18 protein-coding genes and 1 tRNA gene are annotated in these 24,074 nt (G+C 59.8%); 13 read left to right on the forward strand and 6 right to left on the reverse strand.

The window, feature by feature from the left end; all coding sequences use genetic code 11:
* Positions 1-122 precede the first annotated feature (122 nt).
* The gene (locus tag ACI512_RS20435) at positions 123-1,394 is read left to right on the forward strand and encodes a hypothetical protein (protein ID WP_405121293.1); all 1,272 of its coding nucleotides are present in this window, start codon (positions 123-125) and stop codon (positions 1,392-1,394) included.
* Positions 1,395-1,670: 276 nt separating this feature from the next.
* Here ACI512_RS20435 and ACI512_RS20440 read toward each other — a convergent pair whose 3' ends face one another.
* From ACI512_RS20440 to ACI512_RS20455, 4 genes are all read right to left on the reverse strand, one after another.
* Complete coding sequence (locus tag ACI512_RS20440) at positions 1,671-3,095, reverse strand: IS1182 family transposase (protein WP_405121294.1); 1,425 nt, start codon at positions 3,093-3,095, stop codon at positions 1,671-1,673.
* Positions 3,096-3,216: 121 nt separating this feature from the next.
* A complete protein-coding gene (locus tag ACI512_RS20445; RefSeq protein ID WP_152748571.1) occupies positions 3,217-3,630 on the reverse strand; it encodes a hypothetical protein in 414 nt (137 codons plus the stop codon).
* Positions 3,631-3,958: 328 nt separating this feature from the next.
* Positions 3,959-4,032 (reverse strand) — tRNA-Cys (locus ACI512_RS20450).
* A gap of 212 nt (positions 4,033-4,244) precedes the next feature.
* A complete protein-coding gene (locus tag ACI512_RS20455) occupies positions 4,245-6,530 on the reverse strand; it encodes an acylase (protein WP_236383486.1) in 2,286 nt (761 codons plus the stop codon).
* A gap of 237 nt (positions 6,531-6,767) precedes the next feature.
* On the opposite strand from ACI512_RS20455, the gene ACI512_RS20460 reads away from it, so the two are divergent.
* Entirely contained in the window at positions 6,768-7,148 is a 381-nt protein-coding gene (locus ACI512_RS20460) for a fe2+ zn2+ uptake regulation protein (RefSeq protein WP_236383485.1), read from the forward strand.
* Positions 7,149-7,163: 15 nt separating this feature from the next.
* Here the strand turns inward: ACI512_RS20460 and ACI512_RS20465 are convergent, their stop codons facing one another.
* The gene (locus ACI512_RS20465; RefSeq protein WP_010210250.1) at positions 7,164-7,352 is read right to left on the reverse strand and encodes a hypothetical protein; all 189 of its coding nucleotides are present in this window, start codon (positions 7,350-7,352) and stop codon (positions 7,164-7,166) included.
* A 122-nt stretch (positions 7,353-7,474) separates the two neighbouring features.
* A complete protein-coding gene (locus ACI512_RS20470; protein WP_236383483.1) occupies positions 7,475-8,401 on the reverse strand; it encodes a LysR family transcriptional regulator in 927 nt (308 codons plus the stop codon).
* 118 nt (positions 8,402-8,519) lie between these two features.
* Here ACI512_RS20470 and ACI512_RS20475 point away from each other — a divergent pair, with 118 nt between their 5' ends.
* From ACI512_RS20475 to ACI512_RS20525, 11 genes are all read left to right on the forward strand, one after another.
* Positions 8,520-9,515: an aldo/keto reductase gene (locus tag ACI512_RS20475; RefSeq protein ID WP_236383481.1), complete on the forward strand. Its 996-nt coding sequence runs from the start codon at positions 8,520-8,522 to the stop codon at positions 9,513-9,515.
* Positions 9,516-9,822: 307 nt separating this feature from the next.
* The gene (locus ACI512_RS20480; RefSeq protein WP_012724516.1) at positions 9,823-11,817 is read left to right on the forward strand and encodes a methyl-accepting chemotaxis protein; all 1,995 of its coding nucleotides are present in this window, start codon (positions 9,823-9,825) and stop codon (positions 11,815-11,817) included.
* Positions 11,818-11,907: 90 nt separating this feature from the next.
* The gene (locus ACI512_RS20485) at positions 11,908-12,366 is read left to right on the forward strand and encodes an SRPBCC family protein (RefSeq protein WP_064053481.1); all 459 of its coding nucleotides are present in this window, start codon (positions 11,908-11,910) and stop codon (positions 12,364-12,366) included.
* Positions 12,367-12,477: 111 nt separating this feature from the next.
* Complete coding sequence (locus tag ACI512_RS20490; RefSeq protein ID WP_012724518.1) at positions 12,478-12,924, forward strand: DUF411 domain-containing protein; 447 nt, start codon at positions 12,478-12,480, stop codon at positions 12,922-12,924.
* Positions 12,921-13,364, forward strand: a complete 444-nt coding sequence (locus tag ACI512_RS20495) for a YqaA family protein (protein WP_012724519.1) — start codon at positions 12,921-12,923, stop codon at positions 13,362-13,364. Before ACI512_RS20490 ends, ACI512_RS20495 begins: the two co-directional genes overlap by 4 nt.
* A gap of 44 nt (positions 13,365-13,408) precedes the next feature.
* Positions 13,409-14,410: an alpha/beta hydrolase gene (locus tag ACI512_RS20500; RefSeq protein WP_320399153.1), complete on the forward strand. Its 1,002-nt coding sequence runs from the start codon at positions 13,409-13,411 to the stop codon at positions 14,408-14,410.
* 26 nt (positions 14,411-14,436) lie between these two features.
* Positions 14,437-15,390 carry a D-2-hydroxyacid dehydrogenase family protein gene (locus ACI512_RS20505; RefSeq protein ID WP_236383067.1) on the forward strand — a complete coding sequence of 318 codons (954 nt, stop codon included), beginning with the start codon at positions 14,437-14,439 and terminating at the stop codon, positions 15,388-15,390.
* Between the two features lie 520 nt (positions 15,391-15,910).
* A complete protein-coding gene (gene glgA, locus ACI512_RS20510; protein ID WP_080567197.1) occupies positions 15,911-17,464 on the forward strand; it encodes a glycogen synthase GlgA in 1,554 nt (517 codons plus the stop codon).
* 20 nt (positions 17,465-17,484) lie between these two features.
* Positions 17,485-19,230 (forward strand): malto-oligosyltrehalose trehalohydrolase, encoded by a 1,746-nt coding sequence (treZ, locus tag ACI512_RS20515; protein WP_236383068.1) that lies wholly within the window; start codon positions 17,485-17,487, stop codon positions 19,228-19,230.
* Positions 19,227-21,311 carry a 4-alpha-glucanotransferase gene (gene malQ, locus ACI512_RS20520; protein WP_236383074.1) on the forward strand — a complete coding sequence of 695 codons (2,085 nt, stop codon included), beginning with the start codon at positions 19,227-19,229 and terminating at the stop codon, positions 21,309-21,311. Before treZ ends, malQ begins: the two co-directional genes overlap by 4 nt.
* On the forward strand, positions 21,308-24,058 hold the full coding sequence (locus ACI512_RS20525; RefSeq protein ID WP_405121295.1) for a malto-oligosyltrehalose synthase: 2,751 nt from the start codon (positions 21,308-21,310) through the stop codon (positions 24,056-24,058). The genes malQ and ACI512_RS20525 overlap by 4 nt, the downstream gene beginning before the upstream one ends.
* Positions 24,059-24,074 lie beyond the last annotated feature (16 nt).

The following is a 24,074-nucleotide window of genomic DNA, read 5'->3' on the forward strand; positions in this document are numbered from 1 at the left end:
AATCAGCAGACTTTGCCCTGACGACCGCTGACCTAAGGTCTGAATAACTTCACAATAAAATCAATACATAATGCACCAAGGTACATGTCTTTGAGTGTTTAACTTTTGAGAGGCGGGAAACTATGGAAAGTGCACCAGCAGAACAGCATACAACAGACAATCTATTTTATTGCAAGGTCGATACGTTCCGTGCAAGCAAAGATTATTTGCAAGGAGGCTTATGCGTAAGATTCATAGGTATAGAAGTAGCGAGCCAAAATACTTTTAATCATGAAGAGGGAGTCGAGACATTTATTATGGATGTTGATCTCTGGAAATTTGCAGAGATTCTTCACAAACGAAAATCGAATAGAGATACTCGGGATTTTATATATGCTTTCGAGGGTCTTTCAGAGCAACACAATCGTTGGTATTTATTACGTATAAATCCAAGTAATTATGCACTCAACTACTTTTACTCAACATTCTCGGAGGATCCACCTAGATATTTTGAAATAAAGGAGCTTGGAGTGGTTGGGGATCCAGGGTTGGACGTCAGGCCACCAAGCCAATCACTTTTCTCGATAAGAGCATCTATGATCTCGTCCGGGAAATGGGTTGTGAATAATCCGGAAACCCTTTTATTGGATCTGCGCTTGGAGGATAAATATTTCGGCGGCAACTTCGTATTAGAGTCATTTCATGTGGGCCAGGGAATGTGCTCAATAGTTCACAATGGCACGTGGGGGATGCTTCTTGATATGGGGGCAGGAAAGCCGGTTCTTAGGCCTAAATACCCTAAATTGAGTAACGATCTACACCTTGTGACGGATAAATTGGACGAACTAAACCTCCTGATTTCGCACTTTGACTCGGATCACTGGAGGATTCTAGCGTGGGATACGAAACTGAGGAATAAAATTAAAAAAATCTATGTTCCTTCCGGAGATAGGCCACCAGTTTTCAATGATAAAATTATTAAGAAAAAAATTGTTCAAGTAAGTAACACCTTTATAAGGCTTGCAGTAAACGTGTTCCTTCGAATTTATAGAAGCGATCCTAGCCAACTAGACAGCAATGGCCAATGCTTGGTTACTACTTTCTACAAAGACGGCAAGCTTGCCTTAGCCCCTGGTGATTACGCTTATCATCGGTTCGCTACCGATGCCAATACGAGTATTCAGGAACTGCTCAGCGAGGTCTATAGTGCGGTAATTGTTCCTCATCACGGGGATTTAGCAAGTGCTAGGTCCGTTGTTGACTGCGTGCCCGGATCTCCCGCGTTCTTTTCTGCCGGGACACATCAGGGATATAACCACCCGACTACAGTCTCTGTGAACGAGCATCTTCTGAAAAACTTCATCGCTATTGAGAAAAACACAGAAGAAAATATAGTGCGTAAGCTTTTGATGTGAGCACGGCGGGGTTGATTATATCGAATGCGAATAGGTGATTATCGACTTTATACCGAACGAGATTCGGGAAGGCAGAATAAGTCGAGCGTCCGCTTCTGATCCAGGCTGTGTGAAAACGCGCTAAACACCTCGAAAACTGAGAGTCGCGAACGTTGCCTTTGGAATCAGCGGGCGGAAGAGCGAATTAGCTTAGTCAGTGACATAGAAGTTCGTAATGCCGTTTGGGCCGCATCGGTGGCCCAAACGGCTACTAACTGGCGAGCCAGGCGGCTGGATTCACGCCCTGATCGCCTCAAGCAGTGCTGCAATGCCGAAGATGCTCATCATTCGCTTGAGGTTGTAGGCGAGCACATGAAGGCTCATCTCAGTGCTCACCCTCGGCAAGGTTTTGGTCAGGAAGTGGGTACTTCCCATCCAGTATTTGAGCGTTCCAAAAGGATGTTCAACGGTCTGTCGACGAACCCTCATCATCGCTGGATCATGTTCTAGCCGAACCTGCATCGCGTCGACTACCGCCTCATGTTCCCAGCGCTTCACACGGCGCTCCTTACCCGTCGTACATTGCTTTTGCATTGAGCAGGACTGGCAGCCCGAGAAGTAGTAACAATGCAATAACATGCCGTCTTCCATCGACGAATCCCGCCTGGTTAGTAACTGCCCCGCAGGGCATCGATACTCGTCCGACGCAATAAGATAAATGAAATCCTGCTTGCCGAATCTGCCTTCGGCTTTGCTGCCAGATGTGAGGGGTTTCGGTACGAAGGTAGTGATGCCGGCTTGCTCGCAAGCAAGGATTTCCAGACCTTTGTAATAGCCTCGGTCGGCCACCACCGTTAGCAATTCAGCCTCGATTTCTTCACGCGCTTGGTTCGCCATATTGCTCAGTTGCCCACGATCATTACCAACGTTGGTCACCTCATGGGCAACGATCAGATGGTGTTTGTCGTCGACAGCTCTTTGTACGTTGTAGGTGCCTCGGCCGCTCGTGGCCATTGAGCGTGCATCTGGGTCTGTGAGGGAGATCTGCTGGTCTGGACTTTCGTGGAGCTGCGCCTCGATTTCCTTGAGTTTCTGCATCTGCTTTTTCAGTGTTTCTATCTTTTCTTTAAGCCGCTCTGCTTTGGCCTCGGCCACTTCGGGCGTGGCCCGATCCGCCGAATCCATCGCCGCCAGATAGCGATCAATGCTCTGCTCAATCTGCTGCATGCGTACCTTCACCTTGCCCTGAGTGAAGTTGCGGTCGCGATTATTGACGGCTTTGAATTTGCTGCCGTCGATGGCGATGATCGACTGAGAGAAGAGATTGAGGTTGCGGCAAAGAACTACGAACTGGCGGCATACGCTGCGAATGGCTTTTCCGTTGTCTTTGCGAAAGTCGGCAATGGTTTTGAAGTCCGGAGCCAAACGCCCCGTTAGCCACATCAACTCGACGTTGCGCTCGGCCTCACGCTCAAGTCGGCGGCTGGACTGAATCCGATTGAGATAGCCGCAGATATAGATCTTCAGCAACACCGCTGGGTGGTAGGCCGGACGACCCGTTGCGGCAGGATCGACGCCCTCAAAACCAAGTGCGCCGAGGTCGAGTTCATCGACGAAAACGTCGACCACTCGCACTGGATTTTCTTCGGCTACATAATCGTCCAAGCACTCCGGCAGCAGCGTCACCTGCGTCCGAGTCTCACCCTCAATGAATCGTTTCATGATCGCCCCCGATACGATCTAGACGAACAAAAGCTTAGATCATCCTCGGCGTATTCCGACTTTTGGCCTTAAAGCAAAGCTCGCTTTCATCTGGATTGAAGACGTTACCGGAGGGGATTGGTCAGATATTGGCAAGCTGGGGAACAATGGATTTACCCATGCAATTGACTGCCGCAAAGTATTTACGGCCGCTTGAATGAGACAACCTTGCGTGGCATTCGCAACAATACTCGTCACGGTATTGGCCATCAGGTTTGAAAAATAGCTTGGCCTCGTTGAGGTCGGTTATTAAAAATCCTTCAGATTTCAAAATCTGTTCAAAACGATCACGTAGTGAAGAGAGGGCGGTGGGAAGGTGGGGATGACTGAGAAGCTCCTTCGGGTATGGGGTCGCACTCAGTAGATCCACCGTCGCGATCGATTCCCCGGTCGCTTTGAGGGCTTGCAACAGATGTGGGTGTACGTAAGACAGACTGCTCGCAGCGTGATGCGCAATACTTTGACAGACACTACTGAGGCGGCGACGGGAAGGCATTCATTCTTCCTGATTTGGTTTGCGAACTGCGTCGAGCTGCTGGATTCTTAGAGACCATATGGTGCCTCAAAACCTGGTCGAATGCCCCCATGGCCGAATCGTTCTAAAAATGTGTTTTCACACAGCCTGGGCCGTTAGTGGACGCTCAGGCTCTTTAGTCTCAAGCACAATCCCACGTCCAATCGGAGAGGGGCATAACGATAACGGCGTCTTAAATTTCCCGAAAAAAGGTAGGGATGCGGAAGCGATCCGAAAAGTTGCGGAAGCGATGACCAAACCGTAGACAATAAAAAACCCCGTAGACGTTAATCTACGGGGTTTCTAAGAGTGGAGGCCGAGGTCGGAATCGAACCGGCGTAGGCGGATTTGCAATCCGCTGCATAACCATTTTGCTACTCGGCCTCAAACGATCAGTGCCCCAACTGCTAGCACTCACCGCATAAAAACTTGAGTGGGCTGTATAACCCTGCCTCTACTCTAACTCATTGAATACATTGAAGTTTTTAATGCTTCGTTGCGTTCGATGGGCGCCATTATGTACGTATTTACCAACGCGTGCAACCCCTTGATTTCAAAAATATTTCGTAATGCCATCAAGGGGTTGCGCGTCTGCCCTACTCCTTGATGCGCAGTTGCTGGTACTGCGGGTCGGCCTTGATTTGGGCTTCGGTGAACGGCAGCGGGCTGAGTTTTTTCTGGGAGAACGCTTGGGTCTGGTCGTTGGAATGCGCGGAGGCTGGGTTCGTGGACTCGGAGAACGCAAGTACGCCTTGGGCATGCGGGCCCTGGTCGTCGAAGGTAACGATTTGCAGGTAGCTGCTGCCGCTGACCACTTCGCGCTTGCCGTCGGCGCGGGGCACGGTTTGCATGGCGTTGTAGATCCCCAGTTCCTGCGGGCCACCGTGGATTGGGGTTTGGCCGGAGACTTGGATATCGCCCCATGTGCTGTCGGCAGTCAGGCCCAGTTTTTCGACCTCGGCAGTGGAGGCCAGCATGGCTTCGCGCAGCGCTTTCGCCACGGGTGCGCGGTCGATCGCCAGGCCGCGTGGGGTGGTGAGCGGCTGGGTCGGGTCGAAGGCGACGCGCCAGGCGTCGGGGATTTGCTGCAGCTGTTGCACCAGGTTGATGAAGTGCACCAGGCCTATGCCGCTGTCGAGGTTGGCGCGTTGGTCCCAGTTTTTCAGGCTGGAGCACAGGGGTTGCAGGACGTTGGCGTCGGCGCCGAGGTGCTTGGCGCAGAAATCGAGCAGGTCGGGCATGACTTGGCCGGCCAGGTACACCTCGTTGTCCATCACCATGTTTTGCAGGTCGGTGACGCTGATCGGTTTTTGCAGGGATTGCAGGCGCTGCAGGGCAAAACGCGCGCGCGGGCCAAGGCCGATGTGGTCCTGGCTGATTACCGGGGAGAAGCCCGTGAGCGGCGCCTTCGGGTTGGCCAGCCACGCCGAGTCGTTGGAATGCTGGACGTAGTCGGTGCGTTGCAGTTGCGGCAATTGGTCGGCCGCGAAGATCCCAGGCTGGGCCGCGCGCGGGTCGATGTCCCAGGCGCAGGCGCTGTGTGCACCGTCGAGCAGGATCAGTTGCAGGCCGGCACGCGGGTCGCTGCACTGCGCCAGTTTGGCCGCGCTGACGTTGGGCACCACCGACTGGTTCATGTACAGGCTCTGGCCCTGGTCATCCGCGGCCAGGGTGTTGACCCACGGGATGCCTTGCAGGGTGTGCACCGAGGTTTTCAGTTCATTGAGGCTGGCGGCGCGGTTCATCGCGTACCACTGTTGCAGCACGCGGTCATTGCCCAGGTTGGCGTCGCGCAGGCTGAAGGCGTAGTGGCTGTCCCAGTCGAGCTTGCCCGGCCATTGCACCACCGGGCCGAATGGCGAGCTATAGACGGTGTGCGACTGGTCCTTGAGGCTGCCATCCGCTTGCTTGACCTGTACGTTCACCGTGGTTTTATCCAGCGGCACCGACTTACCATCAAGCATATAGCGCGTGGCGTCCTTGGGATCCAGGGTCAGGCGGTACAGCGTGAAGTGCTTGGACGTATCCACCGTATGGGTCCACGCCACATGCTGGTTAAAGCCGATATTGATGACCGGCAGGCCCGGCAACGCAGCGCCCATCACATCCAGCTGACCGGGGATGGTCAGGTGCATCTGATAAAAACGCATGCCGCCTACCCACGGGAAATGCGGGTTCGCCAATAGCATGCCGCGCCCGTTGAACGAGCGGTCACGTCCCACCGCCACCGCGTTACTGCCGCGATCGAAGGCGAAGCGCTGCTGGTTGGCGGCAGCCAGCTCAAAAGCCTTCGCGTTGCGCGTCACAGAGGCTGTCGCTTGAGGTGGCGTCGCGCCGACCAGGGCTTCGGCGAATTGCCCCACGCCCCCCTCTACCAGCAACCTACGGGTCAATTTGACCAAGTCCTCAGCCACCAATGGCCGCACCCAGGCCGCCTGGCACTGTGCCGGAGCGCCCTGCTCTTTCAGGTAACGGTTGTAGCCGGCCACATAGCCTTCGATACGCTGCTGGATCTGCGGGCTCTGCGCTTTCCAGAACGCGGCGACCGCATCCGGCGGGTTGAGCCAGTTGAAGAACACATCGCTGGCCAGGTTGTTGCGCTCTTCCAGGGTCGCCTGTTCGGGGCCGAAGAACCGGGCACGCTGCCCATTCACCGTGACGACTTCATTGGCCAGCAGGCACAGGTTGTCCTGGGCGTAAGCGTAGCCAATGCCGAAGCCCAAGCCACGCTCATCATTGGCGCGGATATGCGGCACGCCGTAACTGGTACGACGGATATCCGCAGACGCTTGCGTCACCTGCTCCCGCGCCGTGGCAGCCAGGCTCAACCCCAGCAATACCCCGGCCACACACACCCTGGACAACCCATTGGAAATAATCACGCAGACTCCACCGTCAGATTTAACCGCCTCACAAGGGGCAATAACCCCACCGTAAGAACGCAAACCAGCGGGAATAATTTAGCGTGGAGGGAGAGTTAGTTGGGGCCGCGCGGATGTGACAAAACGGATACCGACGAAATTTCTACATCCTTCACTTCATGATTTCGCTCGCTCGTTCGTCTTATTAACTAAGAGCGCTCATTTTTTCCTGATCAGGCTCTGAAAAGGAGTTTTTGCATGTACAACCCGCAAGTGCCCACGGATGGACATTCATCGGCTGCCGAGGCCAATTTCGGCAGCGGTACACAGGCATTCGGCAAAGTGCCCGAACAGCAAGGCAACCAGCGTATCCGCCATTTGCTCAAGTGTTTTGGCTTGCGCACCAGCCTGATCCGGCTGAAGGTCATCGACGCCCTGCTCACCGCCGCCGACAACCAGCGCACCCTGGGTGTGCGCGGCGTACACAGCCATTTATTGGAGCTGGGTATCCCGCTGTCGTTTCTCAGCGTGCGCGAGGTGCTCAAGCGCCTGTGCAGCGAGGGCGTGATCACCCTCAATGCGGATAAAAGCTACAGCCTCCATGAAGAGGCTGCCAAGGTGCTCGAAGGTCGCGCCTGATGGGCGCCCTGTCGCTTAGAGCTTGACCTTGCGGCGCATGATGCCGTTGATCACCACCACGACCACTGCGACGGCAATGGCGATGGTCTGGAATGTCTTCTCGCTGATAACCCCGGTGTTCTGCAAATAGGACAGGCCAAACATCGTCGCCAGTACGGCCAGGGCAATCAGAATCGAGTACTTCAAACGCTGCTTTTGTGTCATGACGGGTTCCTGAACTTGAAGAATAGAGCCGGTGTGAATCGCCGGACCTGCGCGGCAGATAAGCGCCAGCACGTCAGGCAGGCGCTTATGGTACAGGCGATGAAAAACTTTGGCTCGACCAATCAGCCCGCATCCACCTCACGCCGTAACCCGGTGCCGGGCTGGGCGCAAAGTGCTACCAGCCAATCCACAAACACCCGTACCCGCTGGGACAATTGGCGATGCGGCGGGTACAACGCCGACAGTGCCATGGTTGGCACCTTCACCTGGGGTAATACTTCCACTAAAGATCCCTCGGCCAATTGACGCATCGCGTGATAATGCGGCGCCTGGATCAAGCCGAACCCGGCCTCACACGCGGCGAAATAGCCGTCGGAACTGTTCACCGCCAAGCCCTTCGACAGGTTCAACGTGTGCAAGTGGCCGCCGACCTGGAACTCCAGGCCAAACCGTTTGCCACTCGCGCTGGAGACGTATTCGACCATCTGATGGTTGGCCAGGTCATCAAGCGACGCGGGCACTCCCCTGCGCGCCAGATACTCCGGACTCGCCAGGGTCAGTTGATCCATCATCGCCAACGGCCGCGCCACCAGCGACTCGTCCAGCGCAAGGCCGCCACGCAGCACGCAATCCACACCCTCACGGATCAGGTTCACCGGGCGGTCGTTAAGGCCGACCTCCAGTTCGATCTGTGGGTAGCGCGCGGTGAACGCGGGCAACGCAGGGATCACGATCAACCTTCCGATTCCCGAGGGCATGTCCACGCTCAACGTGCCGCGTGGGTTCTGTCGCAGGGTGGAAAAGACCGCCTCGGTTTCTTCCAGGTCGGTCAGCAGTTGCACGCATCGTTGGTAATACGCCGCACCGTCCAGCGTCGGGCTGACTTGCCGCGTGGTGCGTTGCAACAGTTGCACGCCCAAGTGCGCTTCCAGCTGCTTGATCAGCACGGTCACCGACGCGCGCGGCAGTTGCAGGCTGTCGGCGGCCTTGGCGAAGCCACGCAGTTCGACGATGCGTGTGAACACGCGCATTGCGTTGAAACGGTCCAAAGGCAGCTCCTCGAACTGATTATTCAGATAATACGAATAGTGATAGTGCTTTTAGCCGGTTTATCCCGATTTTGTCGAGCGTGACAATGCAGGCCTTCCCACCCAAGGCGCTGAAACCATGCACACACGTCAACTCGGAACAAACGGCCCGCTCGTCTCCGCCATCGGCCTCGGCTGCATGGGCATGAGCGATTTCTACACACCCGGCAGCGACACCCGCGAAGCCACCGCGACCCTGCACCGTGCGCTGGAGTTGGGCATCAACTTTCTCGACACCGCCGACATCTACGGCCCGCACACCAATGAACAACTGATTGGCCAAGCCATCGCCGGCAAACGTGACCAGGTGTTCCTGGCCAGCAAGTTCGGGATTGTGCGCGACCCGGCACACCCGGCGCAGCGTGGCGTGAACGGCCGCCCCGACTACATCCGCGAGGCTATCAACGGCACGCTGCGACGCCTGGGCGTGGAGACCCTCGATCTGTATTACCAGCACCGTATCGACCCGGACGTCGCCATCGAAGAAACCGTCGGTGCCATGGCCGAATTGGTCCAGCAGGGCAAAGTGCGCTACCTGGGCTTGAGCGAAGCCTCGGCCGCGACGCTTGAACGCGCGCACAAGGTGCACCCGATCAGCGCGTTGCAAAGCGAGTACTCGCTGTGGAGCCGCGACCAGGAACACAACGGCTGCCTCGCCGCCTGCCGGCGCCTGGGCATCGCGTTCGTGCCTTACAGCCCGCTGGGCCGTGGTTTTCTAACCGGTGCGCTGAAAAACCCGGATGACTTCGGTGCCGATGACTACCGTCGGTTCAGCCCGCGCTTCCAGGGTGAGAACTTTGGCAAAAACCTCGAACTGGTGAAGCAGGTACAAACGCTGGCAGCCGACAAAGGCGTGAGCGCCGGACAACTCGCGCTGGCCTGGGTGTTGGCGCAGGGTGACTTCATCATTCCGATCCCCGGCACCAAGCAGCGCAGGTATCTGGAAGAAAACGCGGCGGCGGTGTCGATCAGCCTCAGCCAGGCAGAGCTCGCGGCACTGGAGGCGATCTTCCCCATCGAGGCAACCGCAGGCTTGCGTTACCCCGAGGCGGTAATGGCCATGTTGGATATCTGAATAAAATGCCAGTCAGTTAAGGGTAAGCACCGTACCTGTGGCGAGGGAGCTTGCTCCCGCTGGGTCGCGAAGCGGCCCCAGCTCTTTGTTTCAAAAGACTGGGACTGCTACGCAGTCCAGCGGGAGCAAGCTCCCTCGCCACGGGTTACTTTTCGCTCTTGCTGCTTCTTAACTGACTGGCATTACACTCACCCGGCGCTCTTTTTTCTTGCACGACCGTACCTAAAGCTCCGCCTTCCCAAGCCGATAGCCCTACGAAGCTCTAACAAAGCCGCGTCGACAATAAACGCTTCGTAAGGACGACCTCATGCCCCCACTGCGCTCTATCCAAGCCCGCTATACCCTGTTCCTGGTGCTGTTCGTCCTGGTGTTATTTGTGTTGACCGTGGTGGGCATCGGCCAGCTGGTCGCGCCCACGCTGCGACAGACAGAAGAACAGGTGGTGCTCAACCGCATCGCCGAGGTCGCCGAGCAGATTCAGGGCGAACTGAACAAGGTTCAGTCCCAACAACGCACCATCACCCAGACCATCCCACTGCTCGACAGCGATGCCATCGACAAGGTCCTGCCCGGCCTGGTCGACCAGTATGGCGAGCTGAAAGTCTTCGGGGGCGGGATCTGGCCGTTGCCCAACCAGCGCACACCGGGGCGTAACAAACACAGCACGTTCTGGCACCGAGATGCCTCGGGCAAGCTGGCGGTGAATACGTTCTGGAACAGCGACCCCGCGCCCAACTATTACGACCAGAGCTGGTACAAAGGTGGCTTGGCCTCGCCGCGCGGTCAATGTGCCTGGGCGGCCGCCTACAAGGACGACGCCAGCCAGGAGCCGCGCACCAACTGCGCCATGGCCATCCAGCGCGACGGCGTGCCTTATGGTGTCGCGACCATCGACGTGACCCTGGGCTTCTTCAATGACCTGGTGGCCAGCAAAGAGAAAGACATCGGCGGGCAAATGCTGATCGTCGAAGGTGACGGCAAGATCATCAGCAACAGCACCCGCATCAGCGGTCCGGTGGTGCTGAAGAACATCAGCGAACTCACCGGCACTTCGGCGTTTGCGGCCCAGGTCAGCAAAGCCCTGGCCCACCGCGACCAAGCGCTGCAACGCAACGAGTTCGACAACCAGGGCGTGGCCAGCACTTTTTACATGCGCCCTATCGGTGGCACGCCATGGTTCCTCGCCACCGCCCTGCCCACCTCACTGATTACCGCCCAGCGTGATGACGTGCTGGGCACCCTGGCCTTGCTGCAAATCCCTATGGTCCTGCTGCTGGTGCTGCTCGCCGCGTATGCGATCCGCCAACTGGTGCAGCGCATGAAGTCGCTGAAAACCAATATCGACGCACTGTCCGCCGGCGATGCCGACCTGACCCGACGCATCACCATCCGCGCCGAAGACGAATTGGGCGCCATCGGCCACTCGGTGAACCGCTTTATTGTCTACCTGCAGAACATGATCGGCGAAGTCACCCAAGCCACCGGCGCTATGTCGTCAAGCCTTGAGCAACTGCAGCGGACGTCGGCGCACACCAACCAGATCCTGGTACGGCATGCCTCGGAAACCGACCAGACCGTCACCGCCATCACCGAAATGAGCTCCACCGCCGACACCGTTGCGCAAAACGCCGCCGAAACCGCAGCGTTCACCCAGCGCGCCAACGAACACGCCGACCGTTCCCGCGTGGTCGTCGGTGAAGCCTCCAACAGTGTCAGCGCGTTGATCGGCGAAGTGTCCAGTGCGACCCACAGCGTGGAAAACATGCGCCAGGATGCCGCGCGCATCACCGAAACCCTCGGTGTGATCGGCGCAATCGCCGGCCAGACCAACCTGCTCGCCCTCAACGCCGCGATTGAAGCGGCGCGTGCCGGTGAGCAAGGCCGTGGTTTTGCGGTGGTGGCCGATGAAGTCCGCGCGCTGGCCGCACGCACGCAGGCCAGCACGTCGCAGATCAACGAAATGCTCACCCGCCTGACGGCAGGCGTGAGTTCCTCGGTCGCCGCGATGGAAAACACCCAGGCCAGCTGCCAGTCGGCCGCGGATGCCACGGCGCGGGTGAACACCGGGCTGGATGAAATGGCCGGCTCGGTCAGCCACATCAATAACCTCAGCACCCAGATCGCCACGGCCGCCGAGCAGCAAAGCGCGGTGACCGAGGAGATCAACCGCAGCATGGTGCAGATCCGACAAATGGTCGAAGAGTTGGTGCAGAGCGGCCATGCCACTGAAACCAATACTCAAAGCCTGCTGGACGCGAATGGTCGGGTGATTGCGTTGATGGGTCGATTCAAGGTGCAGTGATAAACGGCTGAAACACTCCCGTGCAATGTGCGGGAGTGGGACTATTCTGACAGTTCAAGGTGATTACTACTGCCACACAGGAGGTGTGCCATGCGCGCAGCCGAGCAGTCGGTCCGCTTGGAGCGGATCAGTCAGGAACGCTTTATCCAGGCCCCCATCGACGCCGTTTATGACTACGTGACCCAACCGGATCGCTGGCACGAATGGCACCCCACCTCCCTCAGCGCCGATACGGGCACCACCGGTTCTCTCCCGCCCGGCGCACGTTTCACCGAGTTCATCGATTTGCTGGGTGTGCGTGTGCCCTTGAGTTACCGCGTGCAGATCGCGCGGCGCCCCGGCGAATTCAAGACCGTGTTCACTTCCCTGGCCGTCGACGGCTCGATTCACTACTTCCTGTTGCCCCATCAAGGCGGCACGCTGTTCAAACGTGTATTGACCTATGAAACCGAATTGCAATTGGCCACCTTGCATGAACGCATGATTGAACTGTCGGCAGTGGCCCTCGGCCAGCTCAAACATCGCCTGGAAAACCCACCTCTCGTATAATTTGGAAACATTACCGCCACACACACCCCTCGGTGGAAGCTGGCTTGCCTGCGCTGACGTCGTCATGATCGCCTGCATCCTGACGACGTTCACCGACCAACGAGCCCCACCATGAAAACCCGATTGCGATTGGCCCTGCTTTCAACCCTCTTCACCGCCACCCTGGCCCAGGCTGCCGACCTGATCCCTATTGACGTGCACCGCGACGCCAACTGCGGTTGCTGCAAAAAATGGATCAGCCATCTGGAAAGCAACGGTTTCAAGGTCAATGACCACGTCGAAACCGACATGAGTGCGGTCAAACAACGCCTGGGCGTGGCGCCGCGCCTGGGCTCCTGCCATACCGCCGTGATCGACGGCAAATTCGTCGAAGGCCATGTGCCTGCCGAACAGGTGCTGGCCTTGCGCAAACGCAACGACCTGCTGGGCGTCGCCGCGCCGGGCATGCCCATGGGCTCGCCCGGCATGGAGGTGGAAGGCCGCAGCGAGGCCTATCAAGTCATCGGCCTGACCCGTGAAGGCAAAGATGTGGTGGTGGCGCAATACCCGGCACAATGATCGCGGGCTACCTGGGGTTGTTTTTCGCGGCGTTTGGCGCCGCGACATTATTACCCCTGCAATCGGAAGCGGTATTGGTCGGCCTGCTCCTCAGCGGCCATTACAGCCTGTGGCTGTTGCTGGGCATTGCCACGTTGGGCAATGTGCTGGGCTCAGTGGTGAACTGGTGGCTGGGCCGCTGGGTGGAGCACTTCAAGCAACGGCGCTGGTTTCCCATCAACGACAAGCAACTGGAAAAAGCCCGCAACCATTACGAGCGCTGGGGGCATTGGACGTTGCTGCTCAGTTGGCTGCCGATCATTGGCGACCCGCTGACACTGGTGGCCGGGGTGATGCGCGAGCCACTGTGGCGATTCCTGCTACTGGTGACCCTGGCCAAAGGCCTGCGTTATGGCGTGCTCGCGGCGATCACCTTGCAGTGGGTGTTAATCCCCACTTAATCGTCTCGCAACAGCATCCGAATACCCTTCTCGGAGCCCAGCCAATGCCTCTGATCCGCGCTTTTTGTATCGCCGGCCTGCTCACAGCCACTGCCGCCCCGGTGTTCGCCGCGACCTACGGTCCCGAACTGCAAGGCTTCGAATACCCCTATCCGCTCAAGCATTTCGCGTTTCAATCCCAGGGCAAGTCCTTGCAAATGGGCTATATGGACGTCCCCGCCAAAGGTCAGGCCAACGGTCGCAGCGTGGTGCTGATGCACGGCAAGAACTTCTGCGGCGCCACCTGGGAAGGTTCGATCAAGGCCTTGAGCGACGCCGGCTACCGGGTGATCGCGCCGGACCAGATCGGTTTCTGCAGTTCCAGCAAGCCCGATCATTACCAGTACAGCTTCCAGCAACTGGCGCTTAACACCCACCAACTGCTGGAAAAGCTCGGCATTCAAAAGGCCACCCTCCTCGGCCATTCCACCGGCGGCATGCTCGCCACGCGCTACGCCCTCATGTACCCCGAGCAAACCGAACAGCTGGCGATGGTCAACCCGATCGGCCTGGAAGACTGGAAAGCGTTGGGCGTGCCCTCGCTCAGCGTTGACCAGTGGTATGAGCGGGAGCTGAAGGTCAGCGCCGAAGGCATTCGCAACTACCAACTCAACACCTATTATGTCGGGCGCTGGAAGCCGGAGTACGAGCGGTGGGTGGACATGTACGCCGGCCTGAGCAACGGCCCCGGGCATACGCAGGTGGCATGGAACTCGGCGTTGATTTACGACATGATCTTCACCCAGCCGGTGTACTACGAGTTCAAGGACCTGCAGATGCCCACGCTGCTGTTGATCGGCACGTCGGACAACACCGCCATCGGCAAAGACATCGCGCCGCCGGCGGTCAAGGCCAAGCTTGGCGACTATGCCGTGCTGGGCAAACAAGCGGCCAAGCTGATCCCCCATGCAACCCTGGTGGAATTCCCGGGCCTTGGGCACGCACCGCAAATGGAAGAACCCGCCCAGTTTCACAAAGCACTGTTGCAGGGCCTTAACGCCCTTTAGTCCAACCTTTTTCGAGGCACTCGTGAATGTCGGTACAGATCGCAGTCATTGATGATTGGCAGAATGTGGCCAGTGGCGTGGTGGATTGGTCGGTCCTTGCGGCCGTGGGCCAAGTGCATTTCCTGCACGATTACCCGGCGGATACCGCCACCATGATCGAGCGCTTGCAGGGCTTCGAGGTCATTTGTGTGATGCGCGAGCGTTCTACCTTCGACAAAGCCCTGCTGCAAGGCCTGCCCGCGCTTAAATTGCTGGTGACCGGCGGCATGCGCAACGCCGCGATCGACATTCCCGCGGCCAAGGCCTTGGGTATCCAGGTCTGTGGCACCGACAGCTATAAACACGCGGCGCCGGAATTGACCTGGGCGTTGATCATGGCTTCCACGCGTGACCTGGTGGCTGAAGCCCATTCGCTGCGCGCCGGCCACTGGCAGATCGGCCTGGGCGGCGATCTGTATGGCAAGACCCTGGGGATTCTCGGGCTGGGCAGTATCGGCCAGAAAGTCGCGCAGTTTGCCCAGGTGTTCGGCATGCGTGTCATTGCCTGGAGTGAAAACCTCACCCCGGAACGGGCCGCCGAGTCAGGCGTGACGTGGGTCAGCAAGCAAGCCTTGTTCGAACAGGCGGACATTCTCACCGTGCACCTGGTGCTCAGTGACCGCACCCGTGGCTTGGTGGACACGCAAGCGCTGGGCTGGATGAAGCCCAGCGCGCGCCTGGTCAACACCGCGCGCGGGCCGATCGTGGATGAGCAGGCGCTGGTGCAGGCCCTCGAAAACGGCCGCCTGGCCGGTGCGGCGCTGGACGTGTTTGCCCAAGAGCCGCTGCCCGCGGATCATCCCTTCCGCCGTTTGCCAAAGGTACTGGCCACCCCGCACGTGGGCTACGTGAGCGAGCAGAATTACCGGCAGTTCTACGCGCAAATGATCGAAGACATTCAAGCCTGGGCGAACGGCGCGCCCATTCGCACCCTCGGCTAACGCACCAATGTAGTGAGTGGGCTTGCCCCACGCTGGGGCGCGAAGCGGCCCCAAAACCAAACACCTCGGTGGCACTCATTGCACAGAGTACGCCCTAGCAAGGAGCGCTTCGCACTCCGGCGCGGGCGGTGCGACGATTCGACAAGCCCGCTCACTACAACCCCTTGCCCACTACAAGTGGCATAACGTTAAAAGTATTTTGTCCTACAAAATCTTCTCGAAAACCCTACAGGCTCTAGGATATGTCCTAGACTGATGACCGATGGGTCCGTTTCAAAACAAAAGCCCCGCGAAAAAATCGAAACTTTACAACTCTGCCATAGGTCAGGTTTAGGGTAAGGCGCGCACATGCGGTTCATACCAGATGCCGTCTATCCATTCTTTTTGAGCTAACCGTGCAACTGGCATACGCCTTGCCCCAACTATTCAAAGGGCGTTATGCGCTTGCGCCTGGCCGCAGGATGCGGTCATCGGAGCTAGTGGCAGCGGGCCATTAGCCGACCAACACGTGGAGAGAACTATGATCAGTGCCGCTGCAAGTATTCAGGGAGAGCGTGTTAGTCAGCCAGTTGGCGGGTCGACCTCTTTGGTTGACCTCAACACGGTGCGGCCGGTCCCGAGTCACAATCCCAATCGCAAGAAAGTGCTGTTTGTCACCTCCGAATTCGCCGATCTGGTGAAAACCGGCGGCCTGGGCGATGTGTCCGCTGCCCTGCCCCGCGCCATGGCTCACCTGCACGACGTGCGGGTGCTGATCCCTGGCTATCCGCAGGTGATGGAGAGCGACAACCCGATCCATATCATCGGTGAACTGGGCGGCCACGCTGCGCTGCCGCCGTGCAAGATCGGGCGGATGGACCTCAAGGACGGCCTGGTCATCTATGTACTGATCTGCCCCGAACTCTACGAGCGTGAAGGTACGCCCTACGGCGCCAACAACGGCCGCGACTGGCCGGACAACCATATTCGTTTCGCCCGCCTGGGCCTGGCCGCCGCCGACATGGCCGCCAACCTGGCGCAGATCCACTGGTGCCCGGACCTGGTGCACGCCCACGACTGGCCCGCTGGCCTGGCGCCGGCCTATATGCACTGGCGTGGGTCACGCACCCCGACCCTGTTCACCATCCATAACCTGGCGTATCAGGGCGTCGTCAGCCTGGCTTCCACGCCGGAGCTGGGCATTCCACCCCACGCCTTACAACAGGAAGGCATGGAGTTCTACGGCAAGATGTCGTTTCTCAAGGCTGGGATGGCGTATTCCAGCCATATCACCACCGTGAGCGCCACCTACGCCCAGGAAATCACCACGCCTGAATTCGGCTGCGGCCTGGATGGCTTTTTGGCCAGCAAGACCCAGCAAGGCTTGCTCAGCGGCATCCCCAACGGCATCGAAGACAGCTGGGAAACCTCCACCGACCCCCACCTGACGCACAACTTCAATATTGGCGATTGGGAAGGCAAGGCGGTGAACGCCGCGCAGGTGCGCAACCTGTTCGGCCTCCACGACTCGACAGGGCCGCTGTTCGCCGTGGTCTCGCGCCTGGTCTTCCAGAAAGGCCTGGACCTTACCGAAGCCGTTGCCAGCTTTATCGTCGAACAAGGCGGCCAGATCGCGATTATCGGCCGGGGTGAGCCGGAAGAAGAAAACGCCATGCGTGAACTGGCGCTGCGCTTCCCAGGCCAGATCGGCGTGCGCATCGGCTTCAACGAGACCGACGCCCGGCGCATGTTCGCCGGCAGCGATTTCCTGCTGATGCCGTCGCGTTACGAGCCCTGCGGCCTGAGCCAGATGTACGCCCAGCGCTTCGGTTCGCTGCCCGTCGCACGTAACACCGGTGGCTTGGCTGACACCATTGAAAACGGTGTCACCGGCTTCCTGTTCAATGAATCCACGGTCGACAGCTACAAAGAAGCCTTGAGCCGCGCGTTCAAGGTGTTTGCCTTCCCTGGCTTGCTCAACGCCATGCGCTGCCGGGCGATGACCCAACCGTTCAACTGGAGCCAGGCCGTGGAACCCTACGCCGAACTGTATGAGCAACTGGTGGCTAAGGCACTGGGGAAATCCGCTAAATAACCAAAGGGAGGTTTTTATAGATGCCGTTACGGACTCTGGAAACCTGGCCCCACGGCGCAATCATGCTGGACGCGCAACACACGCGTTTCGCCTTGTGGGCGCCAGACGCGTTTTATGTCAGCGTTGAATTGGAAAACGGCAAGTCCGTCGCCATGCTGCCCCAGGCAGAAGGCTGGTTTGAAACCGAAATAGCGTGCCCGGCGGGCACGCGCTACCGCTTCAATATCGATGGGGAGATGGACGTACCCGATCCCGCCTCCAGGGCGCAGGCCTCGGATGTGCACGGTTGGAGCGTAGTGGTCGACTCACTTGCTTATCAATGGCGTCACAGCAATTGGCAAGGCCGTCCCTGGCACGAGGCAGTCATCTATGAGCTGCACGTCGGTGCCATGGGGGGTTATGCCGGCATTGAGAAACACCTGCCACGCCTGGCCGAGCTGGGCGTTACCGCAATTGAATTGATGCCGTTGGCGCAATTCCCCGGCGATCGCAACTGGGGCTACGACGGGGTCCTGCCCTATGCACCCCAAGCCTCCTACGGCACCCCCGAACAGCTCAAGCACCTGATCGACAGCGCCCACGAACATGGCCTGGCGGTGATTCTCGACGTGGTCTACAACCACTTCGGGCCCGACGGCAATTACCTGGGCCAGTACGCCAAGGGGTTCTTCCAGGAAGACGTGCACACGCCATGGGGCGCCGGCATCGATTTCAACCGGCGTGAAGTGCGGGACTTCTTCCTCGATAACGCATTGATGTGGTTGCTCGAATACCGCTTCGACGGCCTGCGCCTGGACGCGGTACACGCCATCGATAACCCGGAGTTCCTGAAGGAACTGGCGCACCGCGTGCGCGAGCAGGTGGACACAGGCCGCCATGTCTGGCTGATGCTCGAAAACGAGCTCAACCAGGCCGGGCTCCTGCAGCACGATTTCAACGCGCAATGGAATGATGATTTCCATAATGTGTTGCACGTGCTGTTGACCGGCGAAACCGATGCGTATTACAGCGACTTCGCCCAAGACCCGACCGCTAAATTGGCCCGCTGCCTGGGCGAAGGCTTTATCTACCAAGGCCATACAACCCGGCATGGCCATGTGCGTGGCGAACCGAGTGGGCATTTGCCACCGAGCGCGTTCGTGGCGTTCCTGCAAAACCATGACCAGATCGGCAACCGTGCCCTGGGCGAGCGCCTGCATCAGCTCTGCTCGCCGCAGGCCTTGAAGGCGGCGACCGCCCTGCTGCTGCTGTCGCCGATGATCCCGCTGATGTTCATGGGTGATGAGGTCAACGCCAGCGAGCCTTTCCTGTTTTTCACCGATCACCATGGCGAGCTGGCCGAAGCGGTGCGTGAAGGTCGACGCAATGAATTCAAGGATTTCGCCGCGTTCCAGGACCCGGAGCGGCGCGAACGCATTCCCGATCCCAATGCCCTGCCGACCTTTTTGCAAACCACGCCCAGCTTCGACGAGAACGAACACACCCAGCTCTATCGCCAACTGCTGAGCCTGCGCCACCGACATCTCGTGCCGCACCTGCCCGGCAGTGTCGCGCTGGGCGCTCAGGTCCTGGCCGATCACGCCGTCAGCGCCCGTTGGCGCCTGGGTAACGGCAGTGTGCTGCGGATTGACCTCAACTTGAGCGCCGTGCCGCTGGATCACCCCGCCACGGAGCGGGTCCTTTTTGAAACGCCTGCCAACGCCGGCGCAACCCTGCCGCCGTACAGCGCACGCGTCACCCTATCCCCTGTTGGAGAGCACCCTTGAGTGAAGCGAACCTGGAAATCCTCGCCAGCCGAGCGGGCCTGGCCGTCGATTGGATCGACGCAAACGGCCGCCCGCAACGTGTAACACCCGACGCCCTGCGCGCCGTTCTCAAAGGCCTGGGCCACCCGGCCGACAGTGACGCAGAGATCGACGCCAGCCTGCTTGAACTGGAGCGGGTGCAACAAGACAAACACCTGCCGCCCTTACTGACCATCGACAGTGGTGACGGCCTCGACCTGGCGCGCTACTTCGAACCGGACACCCTGTGCCGGGTCAGCCTGGAAGACGGCGACACCCTGGAACTGCGGCTCGATGGCAACGCCGTCCTGCCAGGCGTCATTGCCCTGGGTTATCACCAAGTGCATATCGCCGATCAGGTCTTCACCCTGGCCGTCGCCCCCACGCATTGCTACAGCGTCGCCGAAGCGGTCGATACCCAACCGGCCCGCGCCTGGGGCCTCAGCGCGCAATTGTATGGCCTGCGCCGCCTGGGCGACGGCGGTTTTGGCGATACCCTGGCCTTGGAGCACCTGGCTCGCTCGGCGGCCGAGCGCGGCGCCGATGCCCTGGCCATCAGCCCGATGCATGCGATGTTCAGCGCCGACACCGGGCGCTACAGCCCGTATTCGCCATCGAGCCGCTTGTTCCTCAACAGTTTGTACGCCTCCCCGGGCTGCATCCTGGGTGAACGCGAAGTGCGCAACGCGATCAAGTCCCTAGGACTGGAGGATGAACTGCACGCGCTGGAGCAACACACCTTGATCGACTGGCCCGCCGCTGCCAAGGCCAAGCAACGCCTGTTGCGTGCACTTTATGAAGACTTCCGTCACGGCCAGCACCCACAACACGCCGACTTCCTCAGTTTCCGCCAGGCCGGTGGCGAGGCGCTGGAAAACCATTGCCGCTTCGAAGCCGTGCAAGCGGCTCGCGCAGCGGCGGGTGAATCACTCGACTGGCGCCACTGGCCCGAAGACTGGCGCAGCCCGCAGAGCCCGGCACTGGCGCAGTTCGCCGAAGACAATCGCGACGAGATCGGCTACTTCGCCTTCAGCCAATGGCTGATCGCCCGTTGCCTTGAGCGCGCGCAACAAGCTGCGCGCGGCAGCGGCATGGGCGTGGGCTTGATCGCCGACCTCGCCGTGGGCGCCGACGGCGGTGGCAGCCAGGCCTGGAGCCGCCAGGATGAATTGCTGGCAGACCTGACTGTCGGTGCGCCGCCCGACATTCTCAACCGTGCCGGCCAGGGCTGGGGGATTTCCGCCTTCTCGCCCGAAGGTCTCAAGCGCAATGGTTTTCGCGCCTTTATCGAAATGCTGCGCGCCAACTTTGCCCATGCCGGCGGCTTGCGCATCGACCATGTGATGGGCCTGCAACGCCTGTGGGTGATCCCCATGGACGCCTCGCCGCGCGAAGGCGCCTACCTGTATTACCCGGTGGATGACCTGTTGCGGCTGTTGGCGCTGGAGTCCCACCGTCACCAGGCCATTGTGCTCGGTGAAGACTTGGGCACGGTGCCGGATGGCCTGCGTGAAAAACTCATCGCGCGCTCGATCCTGGGCATGCGTGTGTTGCTGTTCGAGCAAAACCACGAGGGCCGGTTCACGCCGATCCTCGACTGGCCGGACAACGCCCTGGCCACCACCAGCACCCATGATTTGCCGACCCTGAACGGTTGGTGGCACAGCCGCGATATCGACTGGAACATCCAGCTCGGCCTGATCGACGCGCCCACGGTGGAGCAATGGAGTGAACACCGCCTGCGCGAACGCCAGGCACTGCGCCAGGCCTTGAGCCAGGACCCGCAGAACTTTGTCGAAGAAATCCGCAATGAAACCGACCATATGATCGACGCCAGTGCGCGCTACCTCGGCCACACCCGCGCGCCCTTGGTGCTGTTGCCGTTGGAGGATGCCCTCGGGGTGGAGGAACAAGCCAACCTGCCCGGCACCACCGACACCCATCCCAATTGGCGTCGCCGCCTGCCGGGCGAGGCGTCCAGCCTGCTCGACAATGCCGGTGCCGCCCGCCGCCTCGAGCTGTTGGCCGTCGCGCGCAACCAAGCCTATGAGCGTGACCGATGAACGCACTGCCCCTGCGCGCGACCCAGCGCCTGCAACTCCATAAAGGTTTTACCCTCGATGATGCGGTGCCCCTGGTGCCGTATTTCGCCCAGTTGGGCATCAGTCACCTGTATGCCTCACCGCTGCTCAGCGCCCGTGCCGGGTCCATGCACGGCTACGATGTGGTCGACCCCACCAGCGTCAACCCGGAGCTGGGCGGCGAACCCGCCCTGCGCCGCCTGGTCGCCGCGCTGCGTGAACACAAGATGGGCCTGATCCTCGATATCGTTTCCAACCACATGGCCGTGGGCGGCGCCGACAACCCTTGGTGGCTGGACCTACTGGAATGGGGGCGACTGAGCCCCTACAGCGAGTTCTTCGATATTCAATGGCACTCGCCCGACCCGCTGCTCAAGGGCCAATTGCTGATGCCGTTCCTCGGCAGCGACTACGGCGAAGCCCTGCAAGCCGGCACCCTGACGTTGCAGTTCGACGCCCCCCACGGCGCGTTCTACGTTGAGCATTACGAACACCGCTTCCCGATCTGTCCAAAAGACTACGCGGCGATCCTGGGCACCGAGGCGCCGCTCAAGCCCCTGGCCGAGCGCTTCACCGCCCTCGCCCATCAGGAAGACGCCTACCACGAGGCGGCGTGGCTCAAACAGGCCCTGGCCGAACGCGCCACCGAGGTGCTGCCGGCCATCGAGCAGCGGCTGACCACCTTCGACGGGCGCCAGCCCGAAGGCTTCAAGCGCCTGCATCAACTGCTGGAACAACAGGCCTACCGCCTGGCCAGCTGGCGCACGGCGGCGGATGACATCAACTGGCGGCGCTTCTTCGATGTCAACGAACTCGGCGGCCTGCGCGTAGAGCGTACCGCGGTGTTCGAAGCCACCCATGGCAAGATCTTCGAACTGATCAGCGAAGGCTTGGTGGATGGCCTGCGCATCGACCATATCGACGGCCTGGCCGACCCGCGCGGGTATTGCCGCAAGCTGCGCCGTCGCGTGGATTCGCTGGCGCCGGAGCGGCACTTGCCGATCTTCGTCGAGAAGATCCTCGGCGAGGGCGAAACCCTGCGTGAAGACTGGCAAGTGGACGGCACCACCGGCTACGAATTCATGAACCAGTTGTCGCTGCTGCAACACCAGCCGGACGGCTTCGAACCGTTGGCCGAGCTGTGGACACGCCACAGCGAACGGCCTGCGGCGTTTATCGAGGAAGCGCGGCTGGCACGCCAGCAGATCCTCAATGGCTCCCTCGGCGGTGACTTTGAAAGCGTGGCCCAGGCCCTGCTGCAAGTGGCGCGCGACGACGTGATGACCCGCGACCTGACCCTCGGGGCCATCCGCCGGGCCTTGCAGGAACTGATCGTGCACTTCCCCGTGTACCGCACCTACATCAGCGCCCGTGGCCGTAGCGCCGCCGACGACAAGGTGTTCCAGCAGGCCATGGACGGCGCGCGCACGACCTTGGGCGAAGGCGACTGGCCGGTACTTGAGCACCTGGAAAATTGGCTCGGCGGCCAGCCTTGGCGCAATCGCCCGGTGGGCCGTGAGCGCAAGATCCTCAAGCATGCCTGCGTGCGCTTCCAGCAACTGACCTCGCCCGCCGCCGCTAAAGCGGTGGAAGACACCGCGTTCTATCGTTCGGCGGTGCTGCTGTCGCGCAACGACGTGGGCTTCAGCACCGAACAGTTCAGTGCGCCCTTGGCCGACTTCCATGCGGTCAACCAGCACCGTTTGCAGACCTTTCCCGACAACCTGCTGGCCACCGCCACCCACGACCACAAGCGCGGCGAAGATACCCGCGCGCGCTTGGCCGTGCTGAGTGAGTGCGCGCCGTGGTACGTCGAACAGGTCGAGCATTGGCGCAGCCTCGCCGCGCCGCTGCGGGTTGACGCGAATACGCCGTCGGCCGGCGATGAATTAATCCTCTATCAAGCACTGCTGGGCAGTTGGCCGCTGGACCAGGACGCCGACTTCGAGGGTTACCAGCAACGCCTGTGGCAATGGCAGCAAAAAGCCCTGCGCGAAGCCAAGTTGCAGAGCAGCTGGAGCGCGCCCAACGAAGCATATGAGCAAGGCGTCGAAGCCTTCCTCTCGCGGCTGCTGCTCACTGATGAGGGGCGCGAACTGCGCACCGCGATTGGCAACGCCGCCCAGGTGATCGCCCCGGCCGGCGCGCTCAATGGCCTGGCGCAATCCTTGCTTCGCATCACCGTACCGGGTGTGCCGGACCTGTACCAGGGCGACGAGTTCTGGGACTTCAGCCTGGTGGATCCGGACAACCGCCGCCCGGTGGATTTCAACGCACGGCAACAGGCGCTGGATACTCCGCCGGACCTCGGTGAACTGTTGTTCAACTGGCGCGACGGGCGCATCAAACAGGCGATGATTGCTCAGGTGCTGGGCTTGCGTAAAGCCCATCCCGAACTGTTCCGCAGCGGCGCATATACACCGCTGGAAGTGGTCGGCACGCACGCCGAGCGGGTTGTCGCTTTCGCCCGCGAGTATCAGGGCAAATACGTGCTGGTGGTGGTGCCACGCTGGTCGCACGCGCTGCTTGAAAACGGTGTGCACCCTCAGGTCAATGCGCGGGTTTGGGGCGATACACGGGTGAAATTACCGTTCGCCGTGACAACTCAAAACTGGAAGGGACTTTTTCATACAGGCGCAGTCACACCAAACAAGGAGCTGTTGATCAGCACTGCCCTGGGGGATTTCCCGGTCAATGTCTTTATCAATCCTGATGATCAAGAAAGCTGAAATTTTCTGCGAGGAG

Origin of the sequence: Pseudomonas petroselini (assembly GCF_045037875.1) — a bacterium.
GTDB classification, from domain to species: domain Bacteria; phylum Pseudomonadota; class Gammaproteobacteria; order Pseudomonadales; family Pseudomonadaceae; genus Aquipseudomonas; species Aquipseudomonas petroselini.

Coding starts and splice junctions, on each gene's coding strand:
- ACI512_RS20435 (WP_405121293.1), top strand. CDS start 123: ATGGAAAGTGCACCAGCAGAACAGCATACAACAGACAATCTATTTTAT.
- ACI512_RS20440 (WP_405121294.1), bottom strand. CDS start 3,095: ATGAAACGATTCATTGAGGGTGAGACTCGGACGCAGGTGACGCTGCTG.
- ACI512_RS20445 (WP_152748571.1), bottom strand. CDS start 3,630: ATGCCTTCCCGTCGCCGCCTCAGTAGTGTCTGTCAAAGTATTGCGCAT.
- ACI512_RS20460 (WP_236383485.1), top strand. CDS start 6,768: ATGTACAACCCGCAAGTGCCCACGGATGGACATTCATCGGCTGCCGAG.
- ACI512_RS20465 (WP_010210250.1), bottom strand. CDS start 7,352: ATGACACAAAAGCAGCGTTTGAAGTACTCGATTCTGATTGCCCTGGCC.
- ACI512_RS20475 (WP_236383481.1), top strand. CDS start 8,520: ATGCACACACGTCAACTCGGAACAAACGGCCCGCTCGTCTCCGCCATC.
- ACI512_RS20480 (WP_012724516.1), top strand. CDS start 9,823: ATGCCCCCACTGCGCTCTATCCAAGCCCGCTATACCCTGTTCCTGGTG.
- ACI512_RS20485 (WP_064053481.1), top strand. CDS start 11,908: ATGCGCGCAGCCGAGCAGTCGGTCCGCTTGGAGCGGATCAGTCAGGAA.
- ACI512_RS20490 (WP_012724518.1), top strand. CDS start 12,478: ATGAAAACCCGATTGCGATTGGCCCTGCTTTCAACCCTCTTCACCGCC.
- ACI512_RS20495 (WP_012724519.1), top strand. CDS start 12,921: ATGATCGCGGGCTACCTGGGGTTGTTTTTCGCGGCGTTTGGCGCCGCG.
- ACI512_RS20500 (WP_320399153.1), top strand. CDS start 13,409: ATGCCTCTGATCCGCGCTTTTTGTATCGCCGGCCTGCTCACAGCCACT.
- ACI512_RS20505 (WP_236383067.1), top strand. CDS start 14,437: ATGTCGGTACAGATCGCAGTCATTGATGATTGGCAGAATGTGGCCAGT.
- glgA (WP_080567197.1), top strand. CDS start 15,911: ATGATCAGTGCCGCTGCAAGTATTCAGGGAGAGCGTGTTAGTCAGCCA.
- treZ (WP_236383068.1), top strand. CDS start 17,485: ATGCCGTTACGGACTCTGGAAACCTGGCCCCACGGCGCAATCATGCTG.
- ACI512_RS20525 (WP_405121295.1), top strand. CDS start 21,308: ATGAACGCACTGCCCCTGCGCGCGACCCAGCGCCTGCAACTCCATAAA.